General features: G+C 61.4%; 27 protein-coding genes. 11 read left to right on the top strand and 16 right to left on the bottom strand.

Annotation, left to right across the window (positions count from 1 at the left end; genetic code table 11):
* Positions 1–235: 235 nt before the first annotated feature.
* On the bottom strand, positions 236–1432 hold the full coding sequence (locus ACR0KM_RS09205) for a Zn-dependent hydrolase (RefSeq protein ID WP_480858751.1): 1197 nt from the start codon (positions 1430–1432) through the stop codon (positions 236–238).
* A 129-nt stretch (positions 1433–1561) separates the two neighbouring features.
* On the opposite strand from ACR0KM_RS09205, the gene ACR0KM_RS09200 reads away from it, so the two are divergent.
* From ACR0KM_RS09200 to ACR0KM_RS09185, 4 genes are read left to right on the top strand one after another with little or no spacing between them, the layout of a single operon-like run.
* Positions 1562–2212, top strand: a complete 651-nt coding sequence (locus ACR0KM_RS09200) for a histidine phosphatase family protein (protein WP_480824374.1) — start codon at positions 1562–1564, stop codon at positions 2210–2212.
* An 11-nt stretch (positions 2213–2223) separates the two neighbouring features.
* The gene (locus ACR0KM_RS09195) at positions 2224–2838 is read left to right on the top strand and encodes a glutathione S-transferase family protein (RefSeq protein ID WP_480858749.1); all 615 of its coding nucleotides are present in this window, start codon (positions 2224–2226) and stop codon (positions 2836–2838) included.
* Between the two features lie 15 nt (positions 2839–2853).
* Positions 2854–3906, top strand: coding sequence for a saccharopine dehydrogenase (locus ACR0KM_RS09190; protein WP_480858747.1), 1053 nt, complete (start codon positions 2854–2856; stop codon positions 3904–3906).
* A 3-nt stretch (positions 3907–3909) separates the two neighbouring features.
* Positions 3910–5052, top strand: a complete 1143-nt coding sequence (locus ACR0KM_RS09185) for a saccharopine dehydrogenase family protein (protein ID WP_480858745.1) — start codon at positions 3910–3912, stop codon at positions 5050–5052.
* Between the two features lie 75 nt (positions 5053–5127).
* On the opposite strand, the gene ACR0KM_RS09180 is transcribed toward ACR0KM_RS09185, so the two are convergent.
* The 4 genes from ACR0KM_RS09180 to ACR0KM_RS09165 all read right to left on the bottom strand — a co-directional run bounded on the left by ACR0KM_RS09180 (position 5128) and on the right by ACR0KM_RS09165 (position 6978).
* The gene (locus ACR0KM_RS09180; RefSeq protein ID WP_480824366.1) at positions 5128–5328 is read right to left on the bottom strand and encodes a DUF1127 domain-containing protein; all 201 of its coding nucleotides are present in this window, start codon (positions 5326–5328) and stop codon (positions 5128–5130) included.
* A gap of 25 nt (positions 5329–5353) precedes the next feature.
* Positions 5354–5587, bottom strand: a complete 234-nt coding sequence (locus tag ACR0KM_RS09175; RefSeq protein ID WP_480858743.1) for a DUF1127 domain-containing protein — start codon at positions 5585–5587, stop codon at positions 5354–5356.
* Positions 5588–5805: 218 nt separating this feature from the next.
* The gene (locus ACR0KM_RS09170; RefSeq protein WP_480778702.1) at positions 5806–6123 is read right to left on the bottom strand and encodes a DUF3775 domain-containing protein; all 318 of its coding nucleotides are present in this window, start codon (positions 6121–6123) and stop codon (positions 5806–5808) included.
* Positions 6124–6207: 84 nt separating this feature from the next.
* Positions 6208–6978 carry a DUF1365 domain-containing protein gene (locus tag ACR0KM_RS09165; RefSeq protein WP_480858741.1) on the bottom strand — a complete coding sequence of 257 codons (771 nt, stop codon included), beginning with the start codon at positions 6976–6978 and terminating at the stop codon, positions 6208–6210.
* Between the two features lie 146 nt (positions 6979–7124).
* On the opposite strand from ACR0KM_RS09165, the gene ACR0KM_RS09160 reads away from it, so the two are divergent.
* The 3 genes from ACR0KM_RS09160 to ACR0KM_RS09150 are packed head-to-tail and all read left to right on the top strand — an operon-like array spanning position 7125 to position 8899.
* Positions 7125–7781 carry a sigma-70 family RNA polymerase sigma factor gene (locus tag ACR0KM_RS09160; RefSeq protein WP_480858947.1) on the top strand — a complete coding sequence of 219 codons (657 nt, stop codon included), beginning with the start codon at positions 7125–7127 and terminating at the stop codon, positions 7779–7781.
* Between the two features lie 10 nt (positions 7782–7791).
* Complete coding sequence (locus ACR0KM_RS09155) at positions 7792–8442, top strand: ChrR family anti-sigma-E factor (protein ID WP_480858945.1); 651 nt, start codon at positions 7792–7794, stop codon at positions 8440–8442.
* 52 nt (positions 8443–8494) lie between these two features.
* Entirely contained in the window at positions 8495–8899 is a 405-nt protein-coding gene (locus tag ACR0KM_RS09150; RefSeq protein ID WP_480858739.1) for a hypothetical protein, read from the top strand.
* Between the two features lie 3 nt (positions 8900–8902).
* Here ACR0KM_RS09150 and ACR0KM_RS09145 read toward each other — a convergent pair whose 3' ends face one another.
* The 6 genes from ACR0KM_RS09145 to ACR0KM_RS09120 all read right to left on the bottom strand — a co-directional run bounded on the left by ACR0KM_RS09145 (position 8903) and on the right by ACR0KM_RS09120 (position 16219).
* A complete protein-coding gene (locus ACR0KM_RS09145; RefSeq protein ID WP_480858737.1) occupies positions 8903–10132 on the bottom strand; it encodes a DNA recombination protein RmuC in 1230 nt (409 codons plus the stop codon).
* Between the two features lie 52 nt (positions 10133–10184).
* Positions 10185–12041 carry a DNA mismatch repair endonuclease MutL gene (gene mutL / locus ACR0KM_RS09140; protein ID WP_480858735.1) on the bottom strand — a complete coding sequence of 619 codons (1857 nt, stop codon included), beginning with the start codon at positions 12039–12041 and terminating at the stop codon, positions 10185–10187.
* Positions 12042–12323: 282 nt separating this feature from the next.
* Positions 12324–13253, bottom strand: a complete 930-nt coding sequence (locus tag ACR0KM_RS09135) for a metal ABC transporter permease (RefSeq protein ID WP_480843432.1) — start codon at positions 13251–13253, stop codon at positions 12324–12326.
* Positions 13250–14455, bottom strand: a complete 1206-nt coding sequence (locus ACR0KM_RS09130) for a metal ABC transporter permease (protein ID WP_480858733.1) — start codon at positions 14453–14455, stop codon at positions 13250–13252. Before ACR0KM_RS09130 ends, ACR0KM_RS09135 begins: the two co-directional genes overlap by 4 nt.
* Before the next feature lie 3 nt (positions 14456–14458).
* On the bottom strand, positions 14459–15265 hold the full coding sequence (locus ACR0KM_RS09125) for a metal ABC transporter ATP-binding protein (protein WP_480858731.1): 807 nt from the start codon (positions 15263–15265) through the stop codon (positions 14459–14461).
* A complete protein-coding gene (locus tag ACR0KM_RS09120; protein ID WP_480858729.1) occupies positions 15266–16219 on the bottom strand; it encodes a metal ABC transporter solute-binding protein, Zn/Mn family in 954 nt (317 codons plus the stop codon).
* Positions 16220–16418: 199 nt separating this feature from the next.
* On the opposite strand from ACR0KM_RS09120, the gene deoC reads away from it, so the two are divergent.
* The 4 genes from deoC to ACR0KM_RS09100 all read left to right on the top strand — a co-directional run bounded on the left by deoC (position 16419) and on the right by ACR0KM_RS09100 (position 21447).
* A complete protein-coding gene (gene deoC, locus ACR0KM_RS09115; RefSeq protein ID WP_480824343.1) occupies positions 16419–17408 on the top strand; it encodes a deoxyribose-phosphate aldolase in 990 nt (329 codons plus the stop codon).
* A 47-nt stretch (positions 17409–17455) separates the two neighbouring features.
* Positions 17456–19789 (top strand): aldehyde dehydrogenase family protein, encoded by a 2334-nt coding sequence (locus tag ACR0KM_RS09110; protein WP_480858727.1) that lies wholly within the window; start codon positions 17456–17458, stop codon positions 19787–19789.
* Positions 19790–19812: 23 nt separating this feature from the next.
* The gene (locus tag ACR0KM_RS09105) at positions 19813–20628 is read left to right on the top strand and encodes an SDR family oxidoreductase (RefSeq protein WP_480858725.1); all 816 of its coding nucleotides are present in this window, start codon (positions 19813–19815) and stop codon (positions 20626–20628) included.
* An 87-nt stretch (positions 20629–20715) separates the two neighbouring features.
* The gene (locus ACR0KM_RS09100; RefSeq protein ID WP_480858723.1) at positions 20716–21447 is read left to right on the top strand and encodes a Crp/Fnr family transcriptional regulator; all 732 of its coding nucleotides are present in this window, start codon (positions 20716–20718) and stop codon (positions 21445–21447) included.
* An 11-nt stretch (positions 21448–21458) separates the two neighbouring features.
* On the opposite strand, the gene ACR0KM_RS09095 is transcribed toward ACR0KM_RS09100, so the two are convergent.
* From ACR0KM_RS09095 to purH, 5 genes are all read right to left on the bottom strand, one after another.
* Entirely contained in the window at positions 21459–22763 is a 1305-nt protein-coding gene (locus ACR0KM_RS09095; protein ID WP_480858721.1) for a M16 family metallopeptidase, read from the bottom strand.
* On the bottom strand, positions 22760–24100 hold the full coding sequence (locus tag ACR0KM_RS09090) for a M16 family metallopeptidase (RefSeq protein WP_480824332.1): 1341 nt from the start codon (positions 24098–24100) through the stop codon (positions 22760–22762). Before ACR0KM_RS09090 ends, ACR0KM_RS09095 begins: the two co-directional genes overlap by 4 nt.
* Positions 24101–24186: 86 nt before the next feature.
* Positions 24187–24696: a DUF3035 domain-containing protein gene (locus ACR0KM_RS09085; protein ID WP_480858719.1), complete on the bottom strand. Its 510-nt coding sequence runs from the start codon at positions 24694–24696 to the stop codon at positions 24187–24189.
* A gap of 50 nt (positions 24697–24746) precedes the next feature.
* Positions 24747–25217: a signal peptidase II gene (gene lspA, locus ACR0KM_RS09080; protein ID WP_480824328.1), complete on the bottom strand. Its 471-nt coding sequence runs from the start codon at positions 25215–25217 to the stop codon at positions 24747–24749.
* The gene (gene purH / locus ACR0KM_RS09075) at positions 25217–26806 is read right to left on the bottom strand and encodes a bifunctional phosphoribosylaminoimidazolecarboxamide formyltransferase/IMP cyclohydrolase (RefSeq protein ID WP_480858717.1); all 1590 of its coding nucleotides are present in this window, start codon (positions 26804–26806) and stop codon (positions 25217–25219) included. Before purH ends, lspA begins: the two co-directional genes overlap by 1 nt.
* Positions 26807–26810 lie beyond the last annotated feature (4 nt).

Genomic DNA, 26810 nt, shown 5'->3' with positions numbered 1-26810 from the left:
CAAGCTGCATATTTTGCAACGATTCAGCCCCGGAGTTTCGGTGATTCATAACCACCGGGACAGACCTGTATACGGGCGTATGCATCAATAATGTTCCTATAGGAAACTTTTTTCCGTTAGGCAACACTCGATGTGCCGACGTCGATCAGCTGCAGCATGCGCCAACAGACACGTCCTTATAGTCGACTGTTTACCCCAAGCCAAACCGCTGGAAAATTTGTATTTTCATCGCGCCTTATCGCGCAGCCGCCCCGAGCGCCTGAACGGCATGATCCAGCACATTAAGACCTGCAATCAGGTCATCCTCGGCGGTGTCCTCGGCGAAATCATGGCTGATTCCGTTGATTGAGGGCACGAACAGCATCGCAACCGGCATCAGACGTGAGACATTGGTGGCGTCATGCAAAGCACCTGATGGCATTCTGCGCCATTTGCCCGGCGCAACCGCCTGCGCCCCGCTTTCCAACGCGTCGCGCAGGGTGGAATCCATGCTCACCGGCTCCAATCCCAGCATCGGGCCGTAGTCCAGTGTCATGCCAAGTTCCTCGGCCACCTGCTGCGCAGTGGCGCGGATGATCTGTTCCATGCGCAGCAGACGGTCGGCGTCGCCATCGCGCCATTGCATCGAAAACCGCACGCGCCCCGGCACGATGGAGGAGGCGTTCGGGTGCAGATCAACATGCCCGATGGTCCAGACCGTTTGCGGGGTCACCACATTGCGGAACCGGTCATTGAGCCGCGTGTTGAACAGCGACAGCGCCTGAAACGCATCGCGGCGCAGGTGCATCGGCGTCGTACCCGCATGGTTCTGCTGCCCCTCAAACGTGATGCGCATGTCGCGGATACCGACGATATCCGTCACCACGCCGATCTGTTCACCAGCGGCATCCAGCGAAGGTCCCTGTTCGATATGCATCTCGATGAAGCCGCTGAACCGGGACGGATCGACAAAATCCTGCACCATGTCGGCCATCGACGCCCGCGCCGCGCCAAAGCTGGTTCCCTTTCCATCAGTCAGCCCGTCTGCCTTTTCCAGCGGCAAGCCACCGGACCAGACGGCAGAGCCGGTGGTGACGCCGAACCGCCCTTCTTCGTCCTGAAAGCTGACGACCGAGATCGGCCGGTCACTGGCGCGCGCGACCTCTAGCGCGGCAATGACGCCCAGCGCGCCGTCCAGCCAGCCGCCCTCGGGCTGGCTGTCAGAATGCGAGCCCATCAACAGGGACGGCCCGTCCGTCAGGCCGAACAGATTTCCAACCGGGTCGCAATGCGGCGTCAGGCCCGCCTCTGCCATACGCGTGGCCAGCCATTGGCGCGCGGCGATGTCAGCCTCGGAATAGGCCGGACGGACGACGCCCTTGCCGACACCTGATGCTCCGAAGCTGCGCAGTTTATGCAGATCGGCCAGAAATCGGTTTTCGTCTATCGCCATGACACTCCCCCTTGTTCGGGCCAACCATAGCGCCCGACCGGCAAGGTGCAATCACCGTTCGATTTTTACCAAACTCCTCTGGTCCCGGCCCCGAACCTGCCCTAAGACTTGCCCGCAAGAGGGACCGTCATGTCATATATCACACTGGTGCGCCACGGGCAGGCCAACACAACCGCGCGGGACGAGCTGAGCTATGACCGGCTCAGCGATCTGGGTCACCAGCAAGCGCGCTGGCTGGGCGCGCATCTGCGCGATACCCAGCGCCATTATCCGCGTGTCTATTGCGGCACGCTGAACCGGCATGTGGAAACCGCGACCAGCATGGGGCTAACTGACCCGATCCGCGATACGCGCTTGAACGAGATTGAATATTTCACCCTCGCGCAGCTTTTCCAGCAGCAACACGGCGTCGAAATCCCCACTGATCGCGAAGGGTTTGTCGAACATCTGCCCCGCACTTTCGCCGCCTGGTCCCGGGGCGAGATCGCCAACGCACCCGAAACGTTCGATCAGTTCGAAACTCGCGTACGCGACGCCCTGCGCGAGATCGGGACCGAGGGCGGGCCTGCGATCGTTGTGACCTCGGGCGGGTTGATCTCGATGGTGGTGCGGCAGGCGATGGGGCTGGATATCCCGTCGATGGCCCGCGTGGCGCTTGCCATCATGAACACGTCGATGCATCGTCTGCACCCGATTGGCACGCAGCTGAGCCCGGTTCTGTTCAACGCGGTGCCCCATCTGGAAGCACCCGACCGGCAGTTCGCGCAAACCCATCTGTAAGGAGGCCCCGTATGCAGCTTTACTACGCCCCCCGCACCATTTCCGTTGCTGTGGCCATCGCGCTGGAAGAGGCAGGGCTTGAGTATGAAGCCATCAAGCTGGACTTTGCCGGGGGCGAGCAGACCAAGCCCGCCTATCGCCAGATCAACCCCAAGGGACGCGTTCCCGCGCTTGTGGTGGATGGTGGCATCCTGACCGAGACCGGCGCACTGCTGGACTATGTCGCGACCGTTGCGCCGAACGCCGGTCTGGTGCCTGCCGATCCGGTGATGGCGGGGCGCATGCGCGAGGTGATGTACTACCTCGCCTCGACCATGCATGTGAACCACGCGCACAAGATGCGTGGCCACCGCTGGGCCGACAAGAAATCCAGCTGGAAGGACATGAAGGACAAGGTCGCGCAGACGATGACGGCGTCTTGTGCGTATATCTCGTCAAACGGCCTGCGCGGGCCGTTTGTGCTGGGTGAGGCGTTCTCGTTAGCCGATGCTTATCTCTATGTGGTGTGCAGTTGGCTGGAGGGAGACGGCGTCGATGTCGCGGCCTTTCCCAAGATCATCGCTTTCCGCGAGGCGATGGAGGCGCGGCCTTCGGTTCAGGCGGTACGCGCTGCAGGCATGCTCTGACATAAAGGAATAGCAATGACACATCTGTGGGTCCGGGCAGAACAGCGCCCGAACGAGGAACGGGTTGGGCTGACCCCCGAAGGGGCCGCCGCGCTGATCGCGGCAGGTCTGCGCGTCACGGTCGAGGAAAGCTCGGTGCGCGCGATTCCGCTGGACGGCTATAAAGACGCCGGGTGTGAGATTGCGGCTGAGAACAGCTGGCCTCAGGCCCCGCAGGACGCGATCATCTTCGGCCTGAAGGAGCTCCCGGAAGACGGCACGCCCCTGCCCCATCGCCACATCATGTTTGGCCATGCCTATAAGGGACAACATTCGGGCCGGGCGTTGTTGCAGCGGTTCAAGGCCGGGGGCGGCACGCTTTATGATCTGGAATACCTTGTGGATGAAGACGATCGCCGGGTGGCCGCCTTTGGCTATTGGGCAGGTTACGCAGGCGCGGCTGTCACGCTGAAAACATGGGCGGCGCAGCAAAGAGGTCAGGAATGCCCGCCGGTCGGAGTCTATCCGAACAAAGATGCACTGAACGCCGAGTTACGGGCCGAATTGGATGCCACAGGCACCCGCCCGACTGCGATCGTAATCGGTGCACTGGGGCGCGTGGGCACGGGTGCTGCGGACCTCTGCGAGGCGATGGGTGTCGCCGTCACCAAATGGGACATTGCCGAAACCGCAAGCGGTGGGCCATTCCCGGAAATCCTGAACCACGATCTGTTCCTGAACTGCATCTTCGCGCGCCCCGGCACACCGGTCTTTGTCCCGCGCGAGGCGCTGACCGCGCCGCGCAAACTGACCGCCATCGGCGACGTGGCCTGTGACCCGGACAGCGACTATAATCCCGTGCCGGTCTATGATCGCGCCACTACATGGGACGCCCCCGCCCTGCGCGTGGCCACCGATCCGGTGATGGATGTCATGGCCATCGACAACCTGCCCTCAATGCTGCCGGTCGAAAGCTCGGAAGACTATGCCAAGCAACTGCTACCCTCGCTGCTGACGCTCACCGATCTGAACAGCGGCGTCTGGGGCCGGGCGGAAACAACCTACAAGACTCATATCGAAGGGATCTGAGCGATGACGATTCACTGGTGTGGCACCGGCCTGTCGGCCATCCCCGGCCTGCGCCGCCTGATCGAAGGCGGGCACAAGGTCACCGTCTGGAACCGAACCATCGAGAAAGCGAAGACCGAGATCGGAGACCTGACCGACGACATCCGCGCCTTCGACATCGACGCGCTCGGTGAGGTCCTGGAACAGGGCGACATCATCGTCTCGATGCTGCCCGGCGACTGGCACGTCCCGCTGGCGGAACTGGCGATCGCAAAGGGCGCGAATTTCGTCTCGTCTTCGTATATCGCCCCCGAAATGCGCGCTCTGGATGACAAAGCGCGCGAAGCCGGAGTCGCGCTCGTCAATGAGGTCGGCCTTGACCCCGGCATCGACCACCTGATGGCGCACGCTCTGGTCGCGGACTACCGCGCCTCGGACGCATTCGATCCGCAAAACCACCTGAGCTTCATTTCCTATTGCGGTGGCATTCCCAAAAACCCGAACCCGTTCCGGTACAAGTTCAGCTGGTCGCCTCTGGGTGTGCTCAAGGCGCTGCGCTCACCGTCCAAGTCCATCCGCGACTACGCCCCGCTGGACGTCGCCCGCCCTTGGGACGCGATCAGCAGCTACATTGCCCCGCTGCCCACACCAGAAAGCTTCGAAGTCTATCCCAACCGCGACTCGATCCCGTTCATGGCGGAATACCAGTTCGATGATCACTGGACGGTCAAGGAATTCGTCCGCGGCACCCTGCGCCTGAACGGCTGGGCGGATGCGTGGGCGGATGTGTTCGCCGAGATCGAAACCCTCTCGGGGGCCGAAGGCGACGCCCGCCTGAAAGAGATGTCAGACCAGTTCTGGGCAGACAACGCCTATGACGAGGGCGAACCAGACCGCGTGGTTCTGTGCGTGGGGCTCAAGTCCGAGAAAGAAGGCATCCCGGTTTGGCACAAAACCTACGTCATGGACGCCTGGGGCGACGCGCGTGGCACCGCGATGGCAAGATTGGTATCGATCCCGGTGTCATTGGCCGTCGAGTCCGTCCTGAACCGGGCGATCCCGGCAGGCGTACACGCAGCCCCCAGCGATCCGAAACTGCTAGAGCACTGGATGAGCGAAATCGACAAACAGGCACAGCACTTGCAGATCGTGGACCATCTGACCTGAACACCAAAAGAAAACAGCCACTCCGGGTATGCGGGAATGGCTGTTTTGTACTCCAAAGCGCAGATGAAGCCGCGCTTAGATATATTGCGCAATCACCGCTTCCACATCGACACGGTTGATCCCAAGCTCTGCAAGTGTGTGATCCGGCAGCCGGTTCAACTGCTGGGCAGCACCCACGATATCCGCGCGGATGGCCCGCATCTGCATTGCCCGGTCAAAAAGCATAAGCGCGCTATTTGACGGACGTTGGTGATAAGCAAGATTGGTATCCAGCATTGTTTAGCCTCCCCGATGCGTGCGCTCAGGCCTGCGCCCGATAGGGCTTGGCGTGATAGACACTTTGATAGGCCCGCTCATTGATCTCATCGCGCGGAATACCGATATCGCGCAACTGGGTGTCACTCAATCGCTCAAGTTCGCGGATCGTTTTGCCCAAGATCCGTCGACGATACAGTTCAACCTTTGCTTCTGCGTGCTTTGCAAACAGGCCAAAAAAGAGACCTTTCCGGGCGTCTGCTGTGTGTACATATGCCATGTCGTTCTCCTCCAAGTGTCAGCACCAGGGTTGGTGATGTACCTGAGAAAAGACCTCGGCATTAACGGCGCCCGAGCGCGAAATTAACTTTGCTTCATGTCATACGACGAGCCGCCCTGATCCCCGTATTTCAAGCCGTCACGCCCGAACACCGCACAAGGCCTCACCAACGTAGGTGCGAGGGGCTGGCCCCTCGCTCCGTTCGTTGACGGATGCGCTCACATCAGATCGTTTTCGATATCCTCTGCCGAGATACCCAGCGCATCCAACCCGTTCTCAAGATGGTCTGACAAATGCGGCGTACCGATAAGATAGTCCGCACACGGGGTCGAGGCTTCGGACTTGGCAGTTGCGACCGCCTCTGCCAGATCTTCAGCAAAGAAACTCTCGCGGCCAATCCACATGACGGCCACCAGTTCGGCCTGCTCATCTTCCCCCATTCGGTCGATGAAGGCGCGCAGCTCGCCCTCGGCCCGGTCCAGTTCACGTCCCATCATGGCAACCTGGGCGATTTTTCTTGCCGAGATTTCCAGCATGTCCCAACTCCTCGTGTTCGCGGTTCTTCCTATCTGAACCACCCACACAGCAGCCGTCTTTGATCTTACGCAAACCCGCAACCTTTACTGACGCGAGCGCGAGACCGGGCGATCAGGCACCGGGGCAGTGCGAAACGGGCTGAACCGCGCTTTCTTGAACCACAGCTTCAAAGCCTGCCAGTGAATCAAAAACAACGCCCGCCGCGCGCCAAACGGCCGCCGCCAAAGTGACCGCAGGATCACCCGATTGCTCAGGGGTGCGCGTGTTCCGGTCAGTGTTGCAATCAACCCGCCGTGGTCTCTGCCATAGTCGATCCAGACCCCGACCCGGTCCGCACGAAAGTCAAACCGGAACGTATAGGTCCCTTCAATCTGCTGAAACGGAGAGACATGCATCAGCTTGTCCGCCAGAATACGGTCTGTCGGTTCAATCGCCGCAAAATCGGGTTTATGGCACAAATAGCTATGACGCGTTCCAAAGGTGTTCGTCACCTCGGCCACAACCGCATACAACTGATCCGCAGCATCAAAACAGAACCAGAAACTGACCGGGTTGAATACATGACCCAAAACGCGTGGTTGCGTCAGCAGCAACATATGGTCCGGCTGCGGCACCGCGTGCTGCTCGATCTGCTCGCGCAACCAGACCGCGCCGCGGCCCTGACCGGGCTCGCCACCGTGGTCCCGGTCCCGCCAGTTGGTCAGGTTGGCTGTGTTGATCGAAAACAGCGCCGGGGTCGTCGGCTGCGCCTCGGGGTCGAACAGTATGTAGTCCACAGAATAGCGGAACGCGTTCTCGATCACACCCTTGCGCCCGTGGTAGGTGTGCCCCGCTATATGATCGATCCTGTTCATCTCAGATTATCCGATCTGCCCGTAAACTGTTCAAAAGATGCTCTTTTCCGCAGAGCAACCTATCCTGCATTACGTTATCTAGCGCAGTTTGGATGAAAATGAGCATACAAACTGATCCAGCTTGGGCTGCGCCGCGTATTGTGATTATGTTTACCGAGACTGAGACCGTGACTCTGGACGAACCAATGGCCGAGGCTGGCCTGCGACGTGCCGTGCGCGGACCCAAAAACATCAAGGGCAGGCCGGTGAACGGAACGAACAGAACGTGTGACAAACGGCAAGAGTGGACGGGCCACGTCATTCGCATCCGGGACGATCAGGATCAGGCGGCCTTTGCCGAGCTGTTTCAGCATTTCGCACCCCGGATCAAGGCGTTCCTGATCAAGTCGGGTTCCGACGCCACATTGGCCGAGGAATGCGCGCAAGAGGTGATGGCGACCCTGTGGCACAAGGCACATCTGTTCGATCCGACACGGGCCACCGTGGCCACATGGGTCTTCACGATCGCGCGGAACAAGCGCATCGACGTGATCCGCAAACAACGCCGCCCCGAGCCGGAAGATCTGGGCTGGGGCCCCGAAGCAGAGCCAGAACAAGAAGACGTGCTGGCGCTACAACAAGAAACCGCGCAGCTGCGCACCGCGTTGACCGCGTTGCCAGAGGCGCAAAGACAGCTGATCGAGAAAGCCTATTTTGGTGATCTGAGCCATCGGGAAATCGCATCTCAGACCGGATTGCCACTGGGCACGATCAAATCACGGATACGGCTGGCGCTGGACCGCCTGCGCCATGCGATGAACTGAGATGAAGATGATGGAACAAACGATCAAACATCACCTGACAGATGACCTGCTGATGGCCTATGCCGCAGGCAACCTGCCCGAGGCGTTCGATCTGATGGTCGCCACGCACCTGTCGCTCTGCGACCACTGCCGCGCCCGGGCCGAGAGCTTTGATGCGGTGGGCGGCTGCGTGCTGGACGAACAGACCGGCTCGGCCCAGATGGGTCAGGACTCGCTGGCCGCAACTATGGCGCTGATTGCGCAGGGCGCACCGACGCCCAAGCCTTCGCGCCCCGTCTGTTCGGTGCTTCCCGCCCCGCTGCAGGATTATGTCGGCGGCGATGTGACCGCGATCAAGTGGAAATCCATCGGCATGGGGGTCAAGCAAGCCATCCTGCCCACCACGCGCGAGGCCACAGCCCGGCTTTTGTTCATCCCCGCAGGCGCGGCTGTACCCGATCACAGCCACCATGGCACCGAGCTGACAATGGTCCTGCAGGGTGCCTTCTCGGACGAGGTCGACCATTTCGCCCGCGGCGATGTGGAAATCGCCGACGAGGATCTGCACCATACTCCGGTGGCGGACATGGTCGAGGATTGCATCTGTTTCGCGGTCACTGATGCGCCGCTGAAATTCACCAAACTGATGCCGCGCCTGTTCCAGCCCTTCCTGCGCATTTGACCGCATGTGACAGGCTGAAGCGAACCAGTGCGCGGGCGAGGAGGTCTCTGTGATGATCAAACCCCTAGTCCTTGCAGCCTGCCTGTTGGTTTGCGCCAGCAGCCTGTCGGCCCAGATGACCGCCGACGTAAAGTTCCAGCCTGGCAATTTCGGGACAATGGTGAATGGAACCATCACAGGCGACGAATATTTCGACTACAAACTGGGCGCGAAGGCGGGTCAGGAGATGTTCGCAGACCTCGCAGTCAGCGACACCAGTGGCAATGGCGTGATCTATTTCAACATCCTGCCCCCTGGCAGCGATGGTGTTGCGATCTATAACGGCTCGATTGACGGCAACACCGCCCGGATCGACCTGCCCGAGGACGGGGACTACACGATCCGCGTCTACCTGATGGGCAATGATCGCGATACCGGCAAGACGGTCGGGTACAATCTGGACCTGTCGATCCAGTAACGTCTAGCCCTCGGTCTTGCCCAGCGGCACCACGTTGGTGTGATCTTCGGGGGCCAGTTCCTCGAAATCGAAATTGTCCAGCCGCTGCGCCCGACGCCCGGCCTTTTCCGCGCTGATCTTGATTTCCGAGATATCCTTGGCCGCCTGCCCGAAATGCCGGTCGAGGTTGGACACACGGTCGCCCAACCGGTCCACATCCTTGTGCAGCAGGCCCAGTTCCTTACGGATCGCGCCCGCCTGTTCCCGCATCCGCGCGTCTTTCAGGATCGCGCGCATCGTGTTCAGCGTCGCCATGCAGGTCGTAGGCGACACGATCCAGACCCGTGCCGCAAACCCTTCGCGCACGACATCCGGTAAGCGCGCGTGCAACTCGGCATAGATCGCCTCGGACGGGACAAACATCAGCGCGCCATCGGCGGTTTCGCCATCAAGGATGTATTTCTCGGATATCGCCTTGATATGCACCTTTACCGCCGCACCAAAGGCACGCAGGCATTTCTCGACCTCTTCGCGGGTCTGCGCGGCGGCCAGCGCCTCAAAATCCTCCAGCGGGAATTTGGCGTCGATCACGATGGGTCCCGGCGGATTGGGCAGGTGAATCAGGCAATCTGCGCGCTTGCCGTTCGACAGGGTCGCCTGCAGCGAATAGCTGTCGGCAGGCAGCGCCTTGGAGACGATATCGTTCAGTTGAATCTCACCAAACATACCGCGTCGCTGCTTGTTCGACAGGATATCCTGCAAACTCAACACATCGCCCGATAGTTTGGTGATGTTATCCTGCGCCTTGTCGATGGCCGCCAGACGTTCCTGCAATTGCGTCAGAGAGGTCGCGGTCTGTTTTGACGAGCCATGCAGGGTCTCTTTCATCCGCTCCTGCATCTCAGCCAAAGCGCGCGCCGATTTCATCGCATTATCCGCCAGCCGGTCGTTCATCTGCTGCTGCACCGAGGACAGGCGCGATTCGACCGTCTGGATCACCTGCACCTGCGCATTGGCCTGCGTGTCCGAGACATGCTGCAAACCGCCCCGCAACTGCTCCTGACCCTGCCCCAACTGCTGCACATGCTGACCCAGATGCGCCATCTGCCGCGCCAGAGGTTCCGCCATCCGCGCCGAGCGCTGTGCCGCGCGCAGCGACATGAACAGCAGCAGCAGGATCAGCGCGACAACCCCTCCCGCGATCAGGATCACGGGGTCGGTCAATGCGTATGGGGTTCCGGCAATCTCGATCATGTCGCCTCGGATGTTCTTGTTTTATTCTTCATAACCCGGTCGTGCGCCGGGATCAACTGCGCCCGAACAGGCGTTCGATATCGCTGAGCTTGAGTTCCACATAGGTCGGCCGCCCGTGGTTGCACTGGCCGGAATGGGGCGTCGCCTCCATCTCGCGCAGCAGGGCGTTCATTTCCTCGGCCCGCATCCGGCGGCCAGACCGGACCGAGCCATGGCAGGCCACGCGGGACAGAATTGCCTCGATCCGCGCCTGCACCATCTGGCTTTCGCCCTGATCGGTCAATTCGTCGAGGATATCGAGGATCATCGCACGGGCATCAACCTCGCCCAGAATGGCTGGGGTTTCCCGAACCGCAATGGCTCCGCCGCCGAAGGGTTCCAGCGTCAGGCCAAGGCGCGACAGATCGTCGGCAACAGCCATCAGACGGGCACAGTCGCCTTCTGACAGTTCCACAATTTCTGGGATCAGCAATGCCTGCGCCGCGACGCCATTCTCGGCCATCTGGGTTTTCAGCTTTTCATAGACCAGCCGCTCATGCGCGGCATGCTGGTCGACAATAACCATGCCATCGGCGGTCTGGGCAATGATGTAATTCTCATGCACCTGCCCGCGCGCAGCGCCCAAGGGCAAATCATCCGCCGGAGCCTCGGCAACGGGCACCGGGTCCGGCGCGGGCTCGACAATGCGACCGCTGTAATCCTGCGACAGCTCGGCAAAGCCGGGGGACTGTGCCCGATACGCTGCTTGCCGCGCGGCAGGTGAGGGGCGGTCCATCTGATACACCCGCGCAGGTGCTGACTGCGCGGGTTCAGGTCGCATCGCGCCCAAGGTCGCATTGGCGACCGTCGACGAGGCCCGATGCCCGGCCTCTGCCAGCGCATGTCGCAAGGCCGATACGATCAGCCCGCGCGCGATGCCGGGATCGCGAAACCGAACCTCGGATTTCGCGGGATGGACGTTCACATCCACCAGCGTCGGATCGCAATCAATGAACAGCGCCGCCGCCGGGTGGCGGTCACGGCTGAGGAAATCGAAATAGGCCGCGCGCAGCGCCCCGGTCAGCATCTTGTCCCGCACCGGGCGGCCATTGACGAACAGATATTGCGCCACCGCAGCACCTCGCGAATAGGTCGGCAGAGCAGCGTAGCCATACAGCCGGATCCCCTCGCGCGTAGCGTCGATCTGTAGCGCATTTTCGGCAAATTCGCGCCCGATCACGCGCGCCAGACGGGCATGCAGGGCATCGAACAGATCGCCATTCTCGCGGTCGGCGCGGAAAGTCACGCGCCCTTCGCCTCCACCCGACACATCGCGCAAGGTGAAGGTGATCGCAGGTTCCGCCATGGCCAGACGTTTCACGGTGTCGGTAATCGCCTGCGCCTCGGCCCGGTCGGTGCGCATGAATTTCAGCCGTGCGGGCGTGGCAAAGAACAGATCGCGCAGCTCGACCACCGTGCCGGAGCGCAGAGCGGCGGGTTTGACCCCGACCATCTTGCCGCCCGCCACTTGAATCTGCGCCGCTTCCGCACCCGGCACCCGACTGGTGATGGTCAGGCGGCCTACTGCGCCCAGTGAGGGCAGCGCCTCGCCCCGGAAACCGAAGGTGTGGATGTTCAGCAAATCAGACCCATCGATTTTCGAGGTCGCATGACGTGACAGCGCCAGCGGCAGGTCTGTTGCAGCGATGCCACAGCCGTCGTCAGTGACGCGAATCAACGTCTTACCGCCATCCGCAACATCAATCGCGATCCGAGTCGCCCCGGCATCGATGGCATTCTCGACCAGTTCCTTGACCGCCGAGGCCGGACGCTCGACCACCTCACCTGCTGCAATACGGTTGATGGCGGCATCGTCAAGCTGCCGGATCACCGGTCGATTTTCGCTGATATTGGGGTTCGTCTGCGCCATACCGCTAGACCTAGCACATATACGCGCGATTCTGCCACCGGTTTGAGCAGAAATCAAAGGCCAAAAAATAAGGTGTCCGGCCAGATTGACCACGCCGACAAGGGGGTAGCGACTTGGGTCAATGCTGGCCGGACAAACCGAAGTGAGTGGTGGTCATCCATTTAACAATTGAAGGACTCGTAACACGAGAAACGGAATAAATCTTGTTAAGATTGAGTGATTGTTTCCATTGGCAAATATGCGCCGATCCGCCGCAGCGCGCGCTGGCGCAAATACGCCAAGTCAAGCGGTACTCGGCGCGCCGGCCCGTGTGCGGCAGGGTCCAAACAGGGCCGCCAGCGCCAGGATCACACCCGACACCGTGGCGATCATCCCGGCCGCGCTGACCGCATCTGCCGCGCCAAGCCACAGTGGCCCGTACCCGGCCAGCACATAGCCCACGACCGCCGACAGAATCGCAAACACGACGCTCCACGCGATCTGGGTCTCAAGCCGGTTGGTCATCATCCGGGCCGCCGCGGGGGGACAGATGAACATCGCGATTACGATGATAGAGCCGACCGCATCAAAGGCCGCAACGGCGGCAATGGCCGCAGTGATGACCAACGCCATACCCAGCACCCCGGTCCGAATGCCAATGGTGCGGGCAAAGCCTTCGTCGAAGGTCGAGATTTTCAACGGTCTCCAGAACAGCCAGGTGAACAGGATTACGCCGACCAGCGTCAGCGCGATCCGCGGCAGTTCGGGCGGCAATCCGGCCAGCGCCTGCAGGTCCAATACGGAGGACCAGCCGGTTGCATCCAGCCAGATCAGGCTTTCCAGATTGCCGTACAGCGCATGTTCCACATCAAGATGCACAGTCGAGGTATCGGTCTGCTCAAGCAGCAATACGCCGCCTGCGAACATAGTGGTGAACACGACGCCCATCGCCGCACCGGGCTCGATCTGACCCAGCCGCCGGATTGCCTCGATCATCACCACGGCGACCACAGCGGCCCCGGCAGCGCCCAGCATCATGGGCCAGGTCGAGATCGCACCGGTCAACAGAAAGGCCACAACGATGCCCGGCAGCACCACATGGCTGATCGCGTCACCGATCAGCGCCTGTTTGCGCAGCACCAGAAAGTTACCCGGCAGGGCGCAGGCAATCGCTGCGAAGGTGCCGATCAGCAGGGGCGTCAGCGACAGGGGGACGAACTCTTCACCGCTCATGATGTCACCCCCTGTGGGCCGCCGATGCGGCGGTCGATCTCGGCGATCTGGTCACGGGTCAGCACCGTTTCGATGTCGCGCAGCCCGTCATACAATGCCGCCGTCGCCTCATGCGCCTGATCGGCGCGCACCAGCTCCCAGCGCTTCTCGTCCCGCAGGGCTTTGGCGGCGCGCGCCTTGCCGGTTTCAGTGGCCACACCATCGGCGCGCACGAGCCCGGCGCGCCGCAGCAGCCGCAGCGTCAGGGGTTCATAAATCTTCTGGCCCTGCGCCAGTGCCAGCAGACCCTGCCGAACATGCACCCGACGCTGGAACCGCAGGTGGCGCAACACCGCAGCCAGCACCCCGCGCACCGGGGCCAGCAGCAGCGACAGCGCGAAAAAGCCGAAGCTGACCAGCACGATAATCGGACCGGTCGGCAGGTTCGGGGCCGAAGCGGACAGTGCCGCACCCAGATAGCCCGCCAGCCCTCCGGCCAGCCCGGACAGCAATACAACGCGGTCGGACCTTTCAGTCCAGAACCGCGCGGTGACCGGCGGGATGATCAGAAGCGCCACGATCAGGATCAGACCGACGATTTTCAGCCCGACAACCGTCACCGCCATCACCAGACCCATCATCGCCAGATCAATTCTATGCACGGGCAATCCACGCGCCGCTGCATATTCGGGATCAAACGCAACTATCATCATCGGGCGGCGGATAAGCATCACCAGAACCAGCGTCGCGGCCCCTCCGACGGCGATGATCAGCGCATCGGCCCACAGCATCCCGGCGGTTGAGCCCAACAGGAATCCTTCGAGCCCCGCCTGACGTCCCACGCCCATGGTCTGGATCACTGTCAGAAGGACAATCCCCAGCCCGAAGAACACCGACAGCACCGCGCCGATGGCCGCATCCTCGGCCAGTCGGGTATGGCGTGTTAGCCAGTTCAGGCACAGCAGACCAACCCATGCTGACACTGCGGAACCTGCCAGCAAACCGATCAGGTTACGCCCGTCTCCGCCCAGCACCACCAGCAGCATGAAGGCCATACAGACGCCCGGCAGCGTGGCGTGGCTGATCGCATCGCTGACCAGTGCGCGTTTGCGCAGAAACAGGAAAGTGCCCGTCACCCCCGCCGAAACACCCAGCAAGGCCGCGCCAATGGCGACCAGCGTGGCGTTATAGCCAAGCTGAAGGCTCAGAGCGTCCCAAATCATGAATTACCCCAGCGCGCGCGAGATCTGGTCGATCTGAGCGGTGGCCAGACGGCCCCCGTAAGCGGCCTGCAGGGTTTCGGCAGTGAAAGCCTCGGACACCGGGCCTTCGGCGACTTTGCGGGTGTTGATCAGGAAAACATGGTCGAAATAATCGGTCACCGTGGCCAGATCGTGATGCACGACAACAACGGTCTTGCCGGCCACTTTCAGAGATTTCAGCACTGCGATGATGGCTTTTTCGGTTGCGGCATCGACCCCGGCAAACGGTTCGTCCAGCAGATACAGGTCGGCATCCTGGGCCAGCGCGCGCGCCAGAAACACCCTCTGTTGCTGACCACCCGAAAGCTGCCCGATCTGGCGCTCGGCGAAATCGCGCATGCCGACGCGGTTCAGACAATCCAATGCGCAGGCCATGTGGCGCGCTCGCACCCGGCCCAGCAGACCCAATTGGCGCGACAAGCCCATCAGAACGACGTCGATTACACGAGTGGGGAAATCCCAGTCCACGCTGGCGCGCTGCGGCACATAGGCGATACGTGCGCGCTGCGCTTCAAGCGGCTGGCCGTAGACCGTGACCTGCCCGGACAGCGGCGAAACGATCCCCAACGCCGCCTTGAGCATGGTCGATTTACCAGCCCCGTTCGGTCCGATGATTGCCGTCATAGCACCGGGCATCACGGTCATGTCCACCGAGAACACCGCCGGTTTCTGGCCGTAAGATACTGTCAGCCCGCGAATGGCCAGCGGACTGTTGTCGATCCCCTGATCTTCGACCGAAACACCCTGATCCGACGCAAGCTCTAGCATCATTCAAAACCCCGCCGACAGTTTGCCATCCATACCCCGTCCGGGCACGTCGCCACCCAATGCACCGGCGATGACCGTAATGTTGTGATCCAGCATGCCCAGATAGGTGCCCTCGTAGGTGCCGGGCTCGCCCATGGCGTCCGAGTACAACTCGCCCCCCACGGTCACCTCATGCCCTTTGGCCGCAGCCCCTTCGATCAGCGCGCGGATCGAGCGGTCGGAAACCGAGCTTTCGACAAATACGGCAGTGATCTGACGGTCGACCAGCAGGTCTACCAGCTCTCCGATCCGGTTCAGACCAGCCTCGGACTGGGTCGAGATACCCTGAATGCCCAGAACCTCGTACCCGAAGCTGTCGCCGAAATAGCCAAATGCGTCATGGGCGGTGACCAGCACCTTGTTGTGGTCCGGCACCGAGCCCAGTGCGTCTTGCGCATAAGCCGTCAGCCGGTCGACATCAGCCAGATGGGCCTGCGCGTTGGCTGCAAAGACCTCAGCCGCCTCGGGGCGGGCTTCGGTCAGCGCTGTCTGGACTTCGACCACCACATCGCGCCACAGATCCGGGGTCATCCAGACATGCGGATCGTATTTGTCGGCGTAATCGTCATGCGCCCGAAGCTTCGAGGTATCGATCCCCTCGGCCACCGCGACAACGGTGCGTTTGCGGCCCAGATCGTGAAAGAAGCCCTCCATCTGTGCCTCAAGATACAGCCCATGCCACAGCACCAGATCAGCGCGGGTCATAGCCACGATATCGGTCCGGGTCTGACGATAGGCATGCGGATCGACGCCGGGGCCCATCAGGCCCTTGACCTCGACCTGATCGCCGCCGACCTGGCGCGCCGCATCCGCGATCATGCCTGTGGTCGCCACCACCTTGAGCGGCTCCGCCGCCCAAGCCGCCGCGGGCAAGGTCGCGGCAAAGGCCAATGCTGCAAGAAAGCTGCGCCGAATCATGTGCAATCCCCTTTGAGTGTCCTGTTAACACTAAATATGAGAACCATTCGCAACTAAGTCAATGCTATTGAGAATTATTCGCAAGAAAGGTACTTAATTTGTCCATTTGGTCAAATTTTCTGCCATTCACGCGCTGCCGCGTCTTTCAATTGACGCCAGCCCGTGCGAATTTGGCGCAAATCTCCCAAAGGACGCGATGATGGAAACGCAGAGCCCCGTGCGCACCGCGCATCTGCCGCAAGTGACCGAGCCCCGGAACCCGGGAATGGAACTGGATCTGAACTGGGTGCGCAGCGCGCAGGCCAACACCTCGGCCATCGAGCGCCGTGCGGCAACTCTGCCGGGTCGGCGGTCAGTGAAAAAGGACTATCAGGCCGCGTGGCTTCTGAAGGCGATCACCATGATCGACCTGACGACGCTGGCGGGCGACGATACAGTGGGCCGCGTGCGTCGCCTGTGCGCCAAAGCGCGCCAGCCCGTGGCCCCTGCGCTGCTGCAGGCGCTGGATATGCCCCCGATCACCACAGGCGCCGTCTGTGTCTATCATGATATGGTCGAAACCGCTGTTGCGGCACTGAACGGCACCGGCATCCCGGTGGCCGCCGTCTCAACCGGCTTTCCAGCAGGACTGTCGCCCTTCCATCTGCGCGTGGCCGAGATTGAGGAGAGCGTAAAGGCCGGGGCCGAAGAGATCGATATCGTGATCTCACGCCGTCACGTGCTGTCGGGGGACTGGCAGGCCTTGTATGATGAGATGAAAACCTTTCGCGCCGCCTGTGGGGATGCCCATGTCAAAGCGATCCTCGCCACCGGAGAGCTGGGCAGCCTGCGCAATGTTGCCCGCGCCTCGCTGGTTTGCATGATGGCGGGCGCAGATTTCATCAAGACCTCGACCGGGAAAGAGGGTGTCAACGCCACTCTGCCGGTCTCGCTCGTCATGATCCGCGCACTCCGCGACTACTACGACCGGACTGGATACCGCGTTGGATACAAACCCGCCGGCGGGATTTCCAAAGCCAAGGACGCGCTGGTTTATCTGTCGCTGATCAAAGACGAACTGGGTGACCGCTGGTTACAGCCGGATTTGTTCCGGTTCGGTGCCTCGTCGCTGCTGGGTGATATCGAGCGGCAATTGGAACACTATGTCACCCGCGCGTATTCGGCCGGTTATCGGCATGCGATGGGCTGAGTCGGCGGAAACGTCCGGACAGTGAGTATTTGGGAAAAGATGAAGTCATGAGCGTCAAAGAGATATTCGAAACGATGGACTACGGCCCCGCCCCTGAAAGTGCGGCTGAGGCGCTGGCCTGGCTGGTCGATCAGGGCGATAAGTTCGGCCACTACATTGACGGGGCTTTCACCAAACCCGGCAAAGGCTTTGACAGCCGCAACCCCGCGACGGGCGAGGTTCTGGCCAAGCTGACCCAGGCCAAGCAGGGTGACGTAGACGCAGCCGTTGCTGCCGCGCGCAAGGCGCAGCCCAAGTGGGAAAAACTGGGTGGCGCGGGGCGGGCGCCGTACCTCTATGCCATTGCGCGGCTGTTGCAGAAGCATGCGCGGCTGTTTGCGGTGCTCGAGAGCCTGGACAACGGAAAGCCCATCCGCGAGTCGCGCGATATCGACATCCCGCTGGCGCAGCGGCATTTCTACTATCACGCGGGTATGGCGCAGTTGATGGAAAGCGAGTTGCCTGACGCGCAGGCACTGGGCGTATGCGGCCAGATCATCCCTTGGAACTTCCCGCTGCTGATGCTGGCGTGGAAAATCGCGCCTGCGCTGGCGATGGGGAATACGGTGGTTCTGAAACCGGCCGAGTATACATCGCTGACCGCGCTGTTATTCGCCGATATCTGTTCGCAAGCTGGGCTGCCCAAGGGCGTCGTCAATATCGTGACCGGAGACGGCGCGGTGGGTGAGATGATCGTGAACGCCGACGTGGACAAGATTGCCTTTACCGGCTCGACCGTTGTGGGGCGGCGCATTCGCGAGGCGACGGCCGGCTCAGGCAAGGAACTGACGTTGGAGCTGGGCGGCAAGTCCGCCTATATCGTCTTTGACGACGCCGATATCGATTCAGCCATCGAAGGTCTGGTCGATGCGATCTGGTTCAATCAGGGTCAGGTCTGCTGTGCCGGATCGCGCCTTTTAGTGCAGGAGGGCATCGCCGATCGTTTCCACGACAAACTGCGCGCCCGGATGGATGGCTTGCGCGTTGGTGACCCGCTGGACAAATGTATCGACGTGGGCGCGGTTGTCGATCCGGTGCAGCTGCAGACCATCAAAGGTATGGTCGAGAGCAACACGGTTGGGCATGTGCATCAGGCCGCCTGCGACTTGCCCGAGAACGGCTGCTATTACCCGCCCACACTGATCTCAGGGCTTGAGACCTCGGACCCTCTGATGCAGGAGGAGATCTTTGGCCCGGTTCTGGTCTCGTCCACCTTCCGCACTCCGGCTGAGGCGGTCGAGCTGGCCAACAACACCCGCTATGGGCTGGCCGCGACGGTCTGGACCGAGAATGTGAACCTCGCGCTGGATATCGCGCCCAAGCTGGTCGCCGGCGTGGTCTGGGTGAACGCCACCAACCTGTTCGACGCTGCCGCAGGGTTCGGCGGCGTGCGCGAAAGCGGCTTTGGTCGCGAAGGCGGTTGGGAGGGTCTGACGGCCTATACCAAGCCCAAAGGCAAGGCCAAACCGCTGGCGAAGGCCGAGGCGATCATGGGCGAAGGCGCGCCAGTCGATCCCATTGATCGCACCGCCAAGATGTACGTCGGCGGTAAGCAGGCGCGCCCGGATGGCGGCTATTCGAAACCTGTCTGGGGCAAGACCGGCCTGTTGGGCCATGTGGGGCTCGCCAACCGCAAGGATGTCCGCAACGCGGTCGAGGCTGCGGCGGGTGCCAAGGGCTGGTCCAAAACCACCGGCCATCTGCGCGCACAGATTTTGTATTACATCGGCGAGAACCTCTCGGCTCGTGCCGGTGAGTTCGCTGCCCGTATCGACGCCATGACCGGCGGTAAGACCGGCGCGAAAGAAGTGGATGCCTCGATCCAGCGCCTGTTCACCGCTGCGGCCTGGGCCGATAAATATGACGGCCAGGTGCATGGGGTACCGATCCGGGGTGTTGCACTTGCAATGAAGGAACCCGTTGGTGTGATCGGTGCGCTCTGCGCGGACGAGGCACCGCTGCTGGGCCTTGTCTCGGTCCTGGCACCGGCGATTGCAATGGGCAACCGAGTGGTGCTGGCCGCGAGTGAGCCCTACCCGCTGGCCGCGACGGATTTCTACCAAATCCTCGAAACCTCAGACGTCCCCGCAGGCGTCGTCAATATTCTGACCGGCAGCCATGCTGAATTGGCGAAACCTCTGGCTTCGCATCTGAATGTCGATGCGGTCTGGTCTTTCTCGTCCACCGACCTGTCAAAAGAGATCGAGGCAGTGTCTGCCGGGAACCTCAAGCGCACATGGGTCAATAACGCGACGGCATTTGACTGGAGCGTGGACCATTCGCGCCGCTTCCTGCAGGCTGCGACCGAAGTGAAAAACATCTGGGTGCCCTACGGCGAGTAGGGCTCCCGCTACGGGAGGCCTATATGGATTTTTCAGGACAAACCGTCATCGTCATCGGCGGCACCAGCGGTATCAACCGGGGCATTGCGGAGGCCTTTGCGTCCTCGGGTGCCAAGCTGGCCGTGGCCAGCCGGTCTCAGGACAAGGTCGATGACACCGTCGCTGCGCTGAAAGCGGCAGGAGCGGCAGAGGCCATCGGTGCGGCGTTTGATGTGCGCGACCCGGAGGCGGTGGCTGCGGGCCTGAAGCAGCTCCACGACGCGCTTGGGGATTTCGACGTACTGATCTCGGGGGCTGCGGGGAACTTTCCGGCGCTGACATCCGAGATGTCGGTGAACGCGTTCAAAACCGTTGTCGATATCGATCTGATGGGCACTGTTCATGTTCTGAAAGGGGCCTATCCCTATCTCAAACGGCCCGGAGCCAGCATCATCAATATCTCGGCCCCGCAGTCTTATCTGCCTTACGAGGGTCAGGCCCATGTCTGCGCCGCCAAGGCAGGGGTGGATCAGATCACCCGGACGCTGTCCATGGAATGGGGCGTCGAAGGCATCCGTGTGAACTCGGTTGTGCCCGGATTTATCGAAGGCACCGAGGGGGCCAGAAGACTGGCGCCAACTCCCGATGCCGAAGACGCGCTGCGCCGCGACGTGCCACTAGGGCGCTGGGGCCAGCCGCAGGATGTGGCAAACGCGTGCCTGTTTCTCAGCTCGAACCTTGCCAGCTATATCAGCGGTACGGTTCTGGCAGTGGATGGCGCGCTCTACCAACGGGGCTCGGGCAAGTTCGGCCAGATGATGGGTCAGATGCTGCGCGCGCGGGCTAAAGCGCAGACATAATCTTGTTTAACCTGTGAAGCGGTTCATATACAGCGCCTGATCAATCCCGCAGTTTACGGCTCATCACATCGAAAGGATGGGCCAGACATGCTGACATTGCCATTCGGCACCGCTGAGACGGCACAGATCATTGTGATGATCGGTGTATTGGGCGCGGGGCTCTATATCCTGAATTACTTTCTGCTTCAGATGGGGATCGTCCGGGGCAGCGGCGTTCTCTATCCCCTCCTGGTCATAATCGCAGCCAGCTGCGTGCTGGTCAGCATGGCCGTGGAATTCAATCTGGCCGGGTCGATCATCCAGATGGCCTATATCCTGATATCGGTCATGGGTTTGTTGCGCGGGTATCTGTCGCGCCATCTGGTACGATTTTCCAAACCGGAACGGCAGTTTGTCGAGAACTATCTGGAAACACTGAAACCTCACCATGCCCGCAAACTGTTGAACACTGCCAGTCTCGTCACATTCGAGCCAGAAGAAATCGTGATCGAAGAAGGCATCACCAGCGATTACCTGGCCTATGTTCTGTCGGGCCGCACCACCATTTTGAAGAACGGGCAAGTCATCAACCGATGCGGGCCCGACCAGATCCTCGGAGAGCTGACATTTGGCATCGGCCTGCCTGCCACGGCGACGGTACGCGCCGCCGAACCGACCACCTGCCTTGTATTCGACAGCCAACGACTCGCCCGCCTGTTGCGGCGCAACCGTCACATCGATGACGCGCTCAAGGCCGCTCATTTCCGGCATGCACGCCAGAAACTGCTGAGCAGCAACAACCACACAGTGAAAGCACGCAGCACCGCGATCGCAGCCTGAACCTTACCCGTCTACCCGTCCAGACCGACCGGCTTGCCGACAATGGTAAAGTGCAAACCTTCGGGATCCAGAAGTTCCGAGGCTACACGGTTGATCTCATCCAGCGTGACCGCATTCACCTTGTCGTTGCGCGTTGCGATGTAGTCGATCGGCAAATCCTGCATTTGCATGCCGACCATAATTCCGGCGATCTGACCGTTGCCATCAAAGCGTAGCGGATAAGCCCCTGTCAGATAGGTCTTGGCCTCGTCCAGCTCTTCTTGCGTGACACCGTCGGCGGCAGCGCGGGCCCATTCCTGCCGGATCACCTCGACCGCGTCCGCGATCCGGTCATTGGCCGAAGACACCGAGCCCAGATAAACCGAGGCCAGATCCTTGGGCACAAGGAAGGTCGAGACGCCATAGGTCAGACCCCGCTTTTCGCGCACCTCCTGCATCAGACGGCTTTCAAAGCCGCCGCCGCCCAAAATGTGGTTCAGGATGAAGGCGGCAAAGAAATCCGGATCATCGCGGTCGATCCCCGCGTGGCCGAACAGGGCGACCGACTGCGGTGTGTCGAACTCTATGACGCTGACGCCCCCGGGAATGCTCACTTCGGCGCGGCCGGGAATGGCTTTGCCAGTGGCAGGCAGATCCGCCAGTAGCGTGTCCAGAAGCGCGCCCAGTTCTTCGGCTGTGATGTCCCCAACGGCCCCGACATACAGGCGGTCTTTGGCAAAGACACTGTCATAGGCCGCGACGACATCATCGCGGGTCAGGGCCGCGACGCTTTCGATCGTGCCCTTGCCGTCCGAACCATAGGGGTGATCCCCGTAGGCCATCTGCGCGAAGCTGCGCCCGGCGATATCGTTCGGATCCGTCTGGTCCGATTTCAGGCCCGAAATCACCTGCGCACGCACGCGCTCGATAGCATCCTGATCGAAGCGCGGTTCGTGAATGGTGGTACGCAGCAGATCAACAACATCATCGCGATTTTCGGTCAGAAACCGGGCCGAGATCGACACAGTATCATCAGTCGCGCGATAGCTGAACGAAGCCGCGAGCGATTCCAATTCGCGCGCATAGGTGCGGGCATCCATCTCACCCGCGCCTTCCTCAATCAGACCGCTCATCAGGTAGACCGCGCCGCGTCGGTCGGGTTCGTCCAGCGAGGTGCCGCCGCGGAATCGCAGTTCCAGCGCGGTGAAGGGGATCGAGTGATCCTCGACCAACCAGGCCTTGATCCCGGAGGGGGATGTCACCTCTTTGATCTCGATCTCGGCCCAGGCAGGCAGGGCTATGACAAAGGCGATCAGGGTCGCGAAAATCCGTTTCATTGGGTCACCTCATCATCGCGCATGAGCCAGCCGGTAACGGATGTCTCGGGTTGCAGAACCTCGCGCGCGGCGGCGATGATCTCATCCCCGGTGACAGCCTGCAGGATATCGGGCCAGGCCTGCACATCTTCGACCGTCAGACCGCTGGTCAGCGCCCGGCCATAGCGGTTGCCGATGGCGTCCACGTTGTCGCGCGCATAAACCTGCGATGCCCGCAGTTGCATCTTGATCCGGTTCAGGTCGTCCTCGTTCACGCCTTCGGCGATGAAATCGGCCACGGTCTGGTCCATCGCATCCTCGGCCTCTTGCAACGACACGCCAGCGGCCGGCACAACGAGCAGGTCAAAGGTTGTGTCATCCAGCGACACACCCCGATAGAAGGCCCCCGCATAGACCACTTTCTGCTGCTCGAACTGCAGCTTCTCGTTCAGATACGAGGTCGTGCCACCGCCCAACAGCTCAGCCAGCAAAAACAAAGCGGCGGCCTTTTCCTGCGCGCCCGCATCGCGTTCGGGGGCCAGATAGCTGCGCTGCACATAGGGCTGAGCCACGCGGGGATCTTTGAAGGTCAGACGACGTTCCGCCGTTTGGGGCGGTTCCTGCGAGCGGATACGCTCAGGCAGATCCGGGTTGGCCGGGATCACGCCGTAGTACTGATCGGCCAGCTGTCGGACCTCATCGGGGTCAACGTCGCCGGTCACGACCAGAATAGCGTTATTGGGCGCATAATGGGTCTGGTAGAAGGCCAGCGCGTCGTCCATATCCAGCGTCTCCATCTCGTGGCGCCAGCCGATGATGGGCACGCCATAGCGATGGTTGAGATACTGCGCCGCGTTCATCTGCTCGCCGAACAGCGCGCGCGGATTGTTCTCGGTCCGCTGGTTGCGTTCTTCCAGGATCACGTCGCGTTCAGTCACGATATCGTTTTCGGTCAGGCGGATGTTGCGCATCCGGTCTGCCTCCATCCGCATCATCAGTTCCAGCCGGTCAGCCGCGACGCGCTGGAAATAGGCGGTATAATCGTAAGAGGTGAAGGCATTGTCATTGCCGCCATTCGCTGCAACCGTGGCCGAGAACTCACCCGGTGCCAGAGTATCCGTGCCCTTGAACAGAAGGTGTTCCAGAAAATGCGCAACGCCGGACGATCCGACAGGTTCATCTGCCGATCCGGCGCGATACCAAACCATATGCTGTACGACCGGCGCTCGGTTGTCCTCGATCACAACGACATCCATGCCGTTGTCGAGTGTGAAAGTCGTAACCGCCTCATGCCCCTCTTTCGCCCAAAGAGGGGTCGCGGCGATCAGGGCAGCCGACAATGCCAGGGCCCGAACCATGGGGCGTCCTCCGTTTCGTTTGCTGATATTCAAACTACGGTGGGACCGCGCGGGTTCAAGACCAATGACGGAAAGTTAAGAAGATTTCATTGCCGTGGCGGGGCCGAAGGCGTCTCGATCCCACGGCTGCGCGCCGCCTCGTTGACGGCATCCGCGTTGATCGCTTCACGCTCGTAGACCTGCGCATACCGATCCACCGGGAACAAACGCAGGCGGGTCAGCCGGCCCTTGCGTTTGCGGAAATCGGCATCTTCCTCGTTCACGACCTGCCGCGTGTTGGCCGCAACGCCATAGCGGCTGGACGCGGTGACCAGCGCGGCGTCGCTGGACGGCACGCCGGCATTTGGATTCAGCGCAGCTTCGCTGCCGCCCAGCGCCACGACCGCATCGGCCTTGGGGTTGGGATCGGTCAGGTTGCTTCCGCCGGGCGTCGGCGCGGGCAGGAAAGCATAGTCTTTCGGCTGGGTCAGCGGCTTGACCGGCAACACGGAAAACTCATCCGGCCCCTGCCCCGGAGGCTCGAGGTTGCGCAAACCAATATCGGAACACCCCGCAAGCGCGAGCGTCAGAACAAGGATGGCGTGCGGCAGTCGCATTGGTATCTCCAGCCAGTTTCAGGCATCTCTATCGCATATCTGCGAACAGGTCACGAGGGCTTTTTGCCGTCAAACAGCACCAGCCCCAACGCTCCCGCGAAAATGAATACATCCGCCAGATTGAACACAAACGGGTTGTTGATGCCGCAGCAGGACATATTCAGAAAGTCCAGAACATAGCCGTAAAGCACCCGGTCCACGACATTTCCCAGCGCCCCGCCGACCAGAAGGCCACCGCAGAACAGCATCAATTTGGACGGGGCCGCGCGCGCAAGCCAGATCAGAACCCCGGCGCAGATCGCCAGCGAAACGCCGATCAGCACCCAGCGCGCAGCCTCGCTGTTACCTTGGAACAGGCCAAAGTTGATGCCGCGATTCTCGCCGTACTTGAACACCAGAAGCGGCGGCAACACGTCGATATCGCCCTGCGCCACGCGCATCACGTGAACGACCAGATACTTGCTGATCTGGTCGATCAGAAACGCCGCCAATCCGGCCCAGAGAAGGAGCGGGCTGCGCATCAGTGCCGGAAATGCCGCATGCCGGTGAAGACCATGGCCAGACCGGCCTCATCCGCAGCAGCAATCACCTCGTCATCGCGCATCGAGCCGCCGGGCTGGATCACGCAGGTTGCACCGGCCTCAGCGGCCTCCAGCAGACCGTCGGGGAAGGGGAAGAACGCATCCGACGCCACCGCTGAGCCAATGGTCAGCGGTTGCGGAAGGCCCAGAGCATCAGCCATACGCTCGGCCTTCTTGGCCGCGATCAGGGCCGAATCCACGCGGCTCATCTGCCCTGCACCCACGCCCACGGTTGCGCCGTCTTTGACGTAGACGATGGCGTTCGACTTGACGTGTTTCGCGACTTTCCACGCGAACAGCAGGTCGCGCATCTGCTCGTCGGTCGGGGCTTTCTTGGTGACGACCTTCAGGTCATCCATGCCGATAAAACCGTTATCCTTATCCTGCACCAGCAGACCTCCGGCGACCTGACGCACGGTTTTGCCACCGGCGGTCACGTCCGGCAGGCTCTCGGTTGTCAGCAGGCGCAGGTTCTTCTTGGCAGCAAAGATCGCCTTGGCCTCGTCTGACGCACCCGGAGCGATCACGACCTCGGTGAAAATCCCGGTGATCTCTTGCGCGGTTTCCGCATCCAGCGGCTGGTTCAGCGCCACAATGCCACCAAAGGCCGAAGTGCGGTCACAGTCGAACGCGGCCTTATAGGCCTCAAGCAGCGTTGCGCCTTTGGCCACGCCGCAGGGGTTGGCGTGTTTGATGATGGCACAGGCGGCACCTTCTGCCGGATCGAACTCGGCCACCAGTTCGAACGCGGCATCGGTGTCGTTGATGTTGTTGTAGCTCAGTTCCTTGCCCTGATGCTGCACGGCGGTGGCCACGCCGGGGCGGCCCGTGCCATCGGTGTAGAACGCCGCCGTCTGATGGCTGTTCTCGCCATAGCGCAGGGTCTGTTTCAGCTCACCGGCAAAGGCGCGGCGCTTGGGGGCCTCAAGTTCCAGCGCCTCGGCCAACCAGTTCGACACGGCGGTGTCATAGGCGGCGGTGCGGGCATAGGCCTTTTGCGCCAGCTTGCGTCGGAATTTCGGGCAGGTTGCACCGTTGTGCTGGTCCATATCGCCCAGCAGCTTGTCATAATCCTCGACATCCACGACCACGTTCACAAAGGCATGGTTCTTGGCCGCCGCGCGGATCATCGCCGGGCCGCCAATGTCGATATTCTCGACACATTCGTCATAGCCTGCACCTTTGGCCACGGTCGCCTCGAACGGGTAGAGGTTCACCACCAGCAGATCGATCGCGCCGATGCCATGTTCATCCATCGCCGCCACATGCGTGTCGTTGTCCCGCAGCGCCAGCAGCCCGCCATGCACCATCGGGTGCAGCGTTTTCACCCGGCCATCCATCATCTCGGGGAAACCGGTGACCTCACTGACATCCTTCACCGCCAGCCCCGCATCGCGCAGCGCCTTGGCCGTGCCGCCGGTCGACAGCAGCTCGACCCCACGCTCGGCCAAGGCCTTGCCCAGCTCGATCAGCCCGGTCTTGTCGGAAACGGAAAGCAACGCGCGGCGCACGGGGTGAAGATCGGTCATGGGT

Source organism: Ruegeria sp. G10, assembly GCF_056533645.1.
Note: the sequence above shows the minus strand (reverse complement) of the source record. Positions and strands in the feature narration are given on the sequence as shown.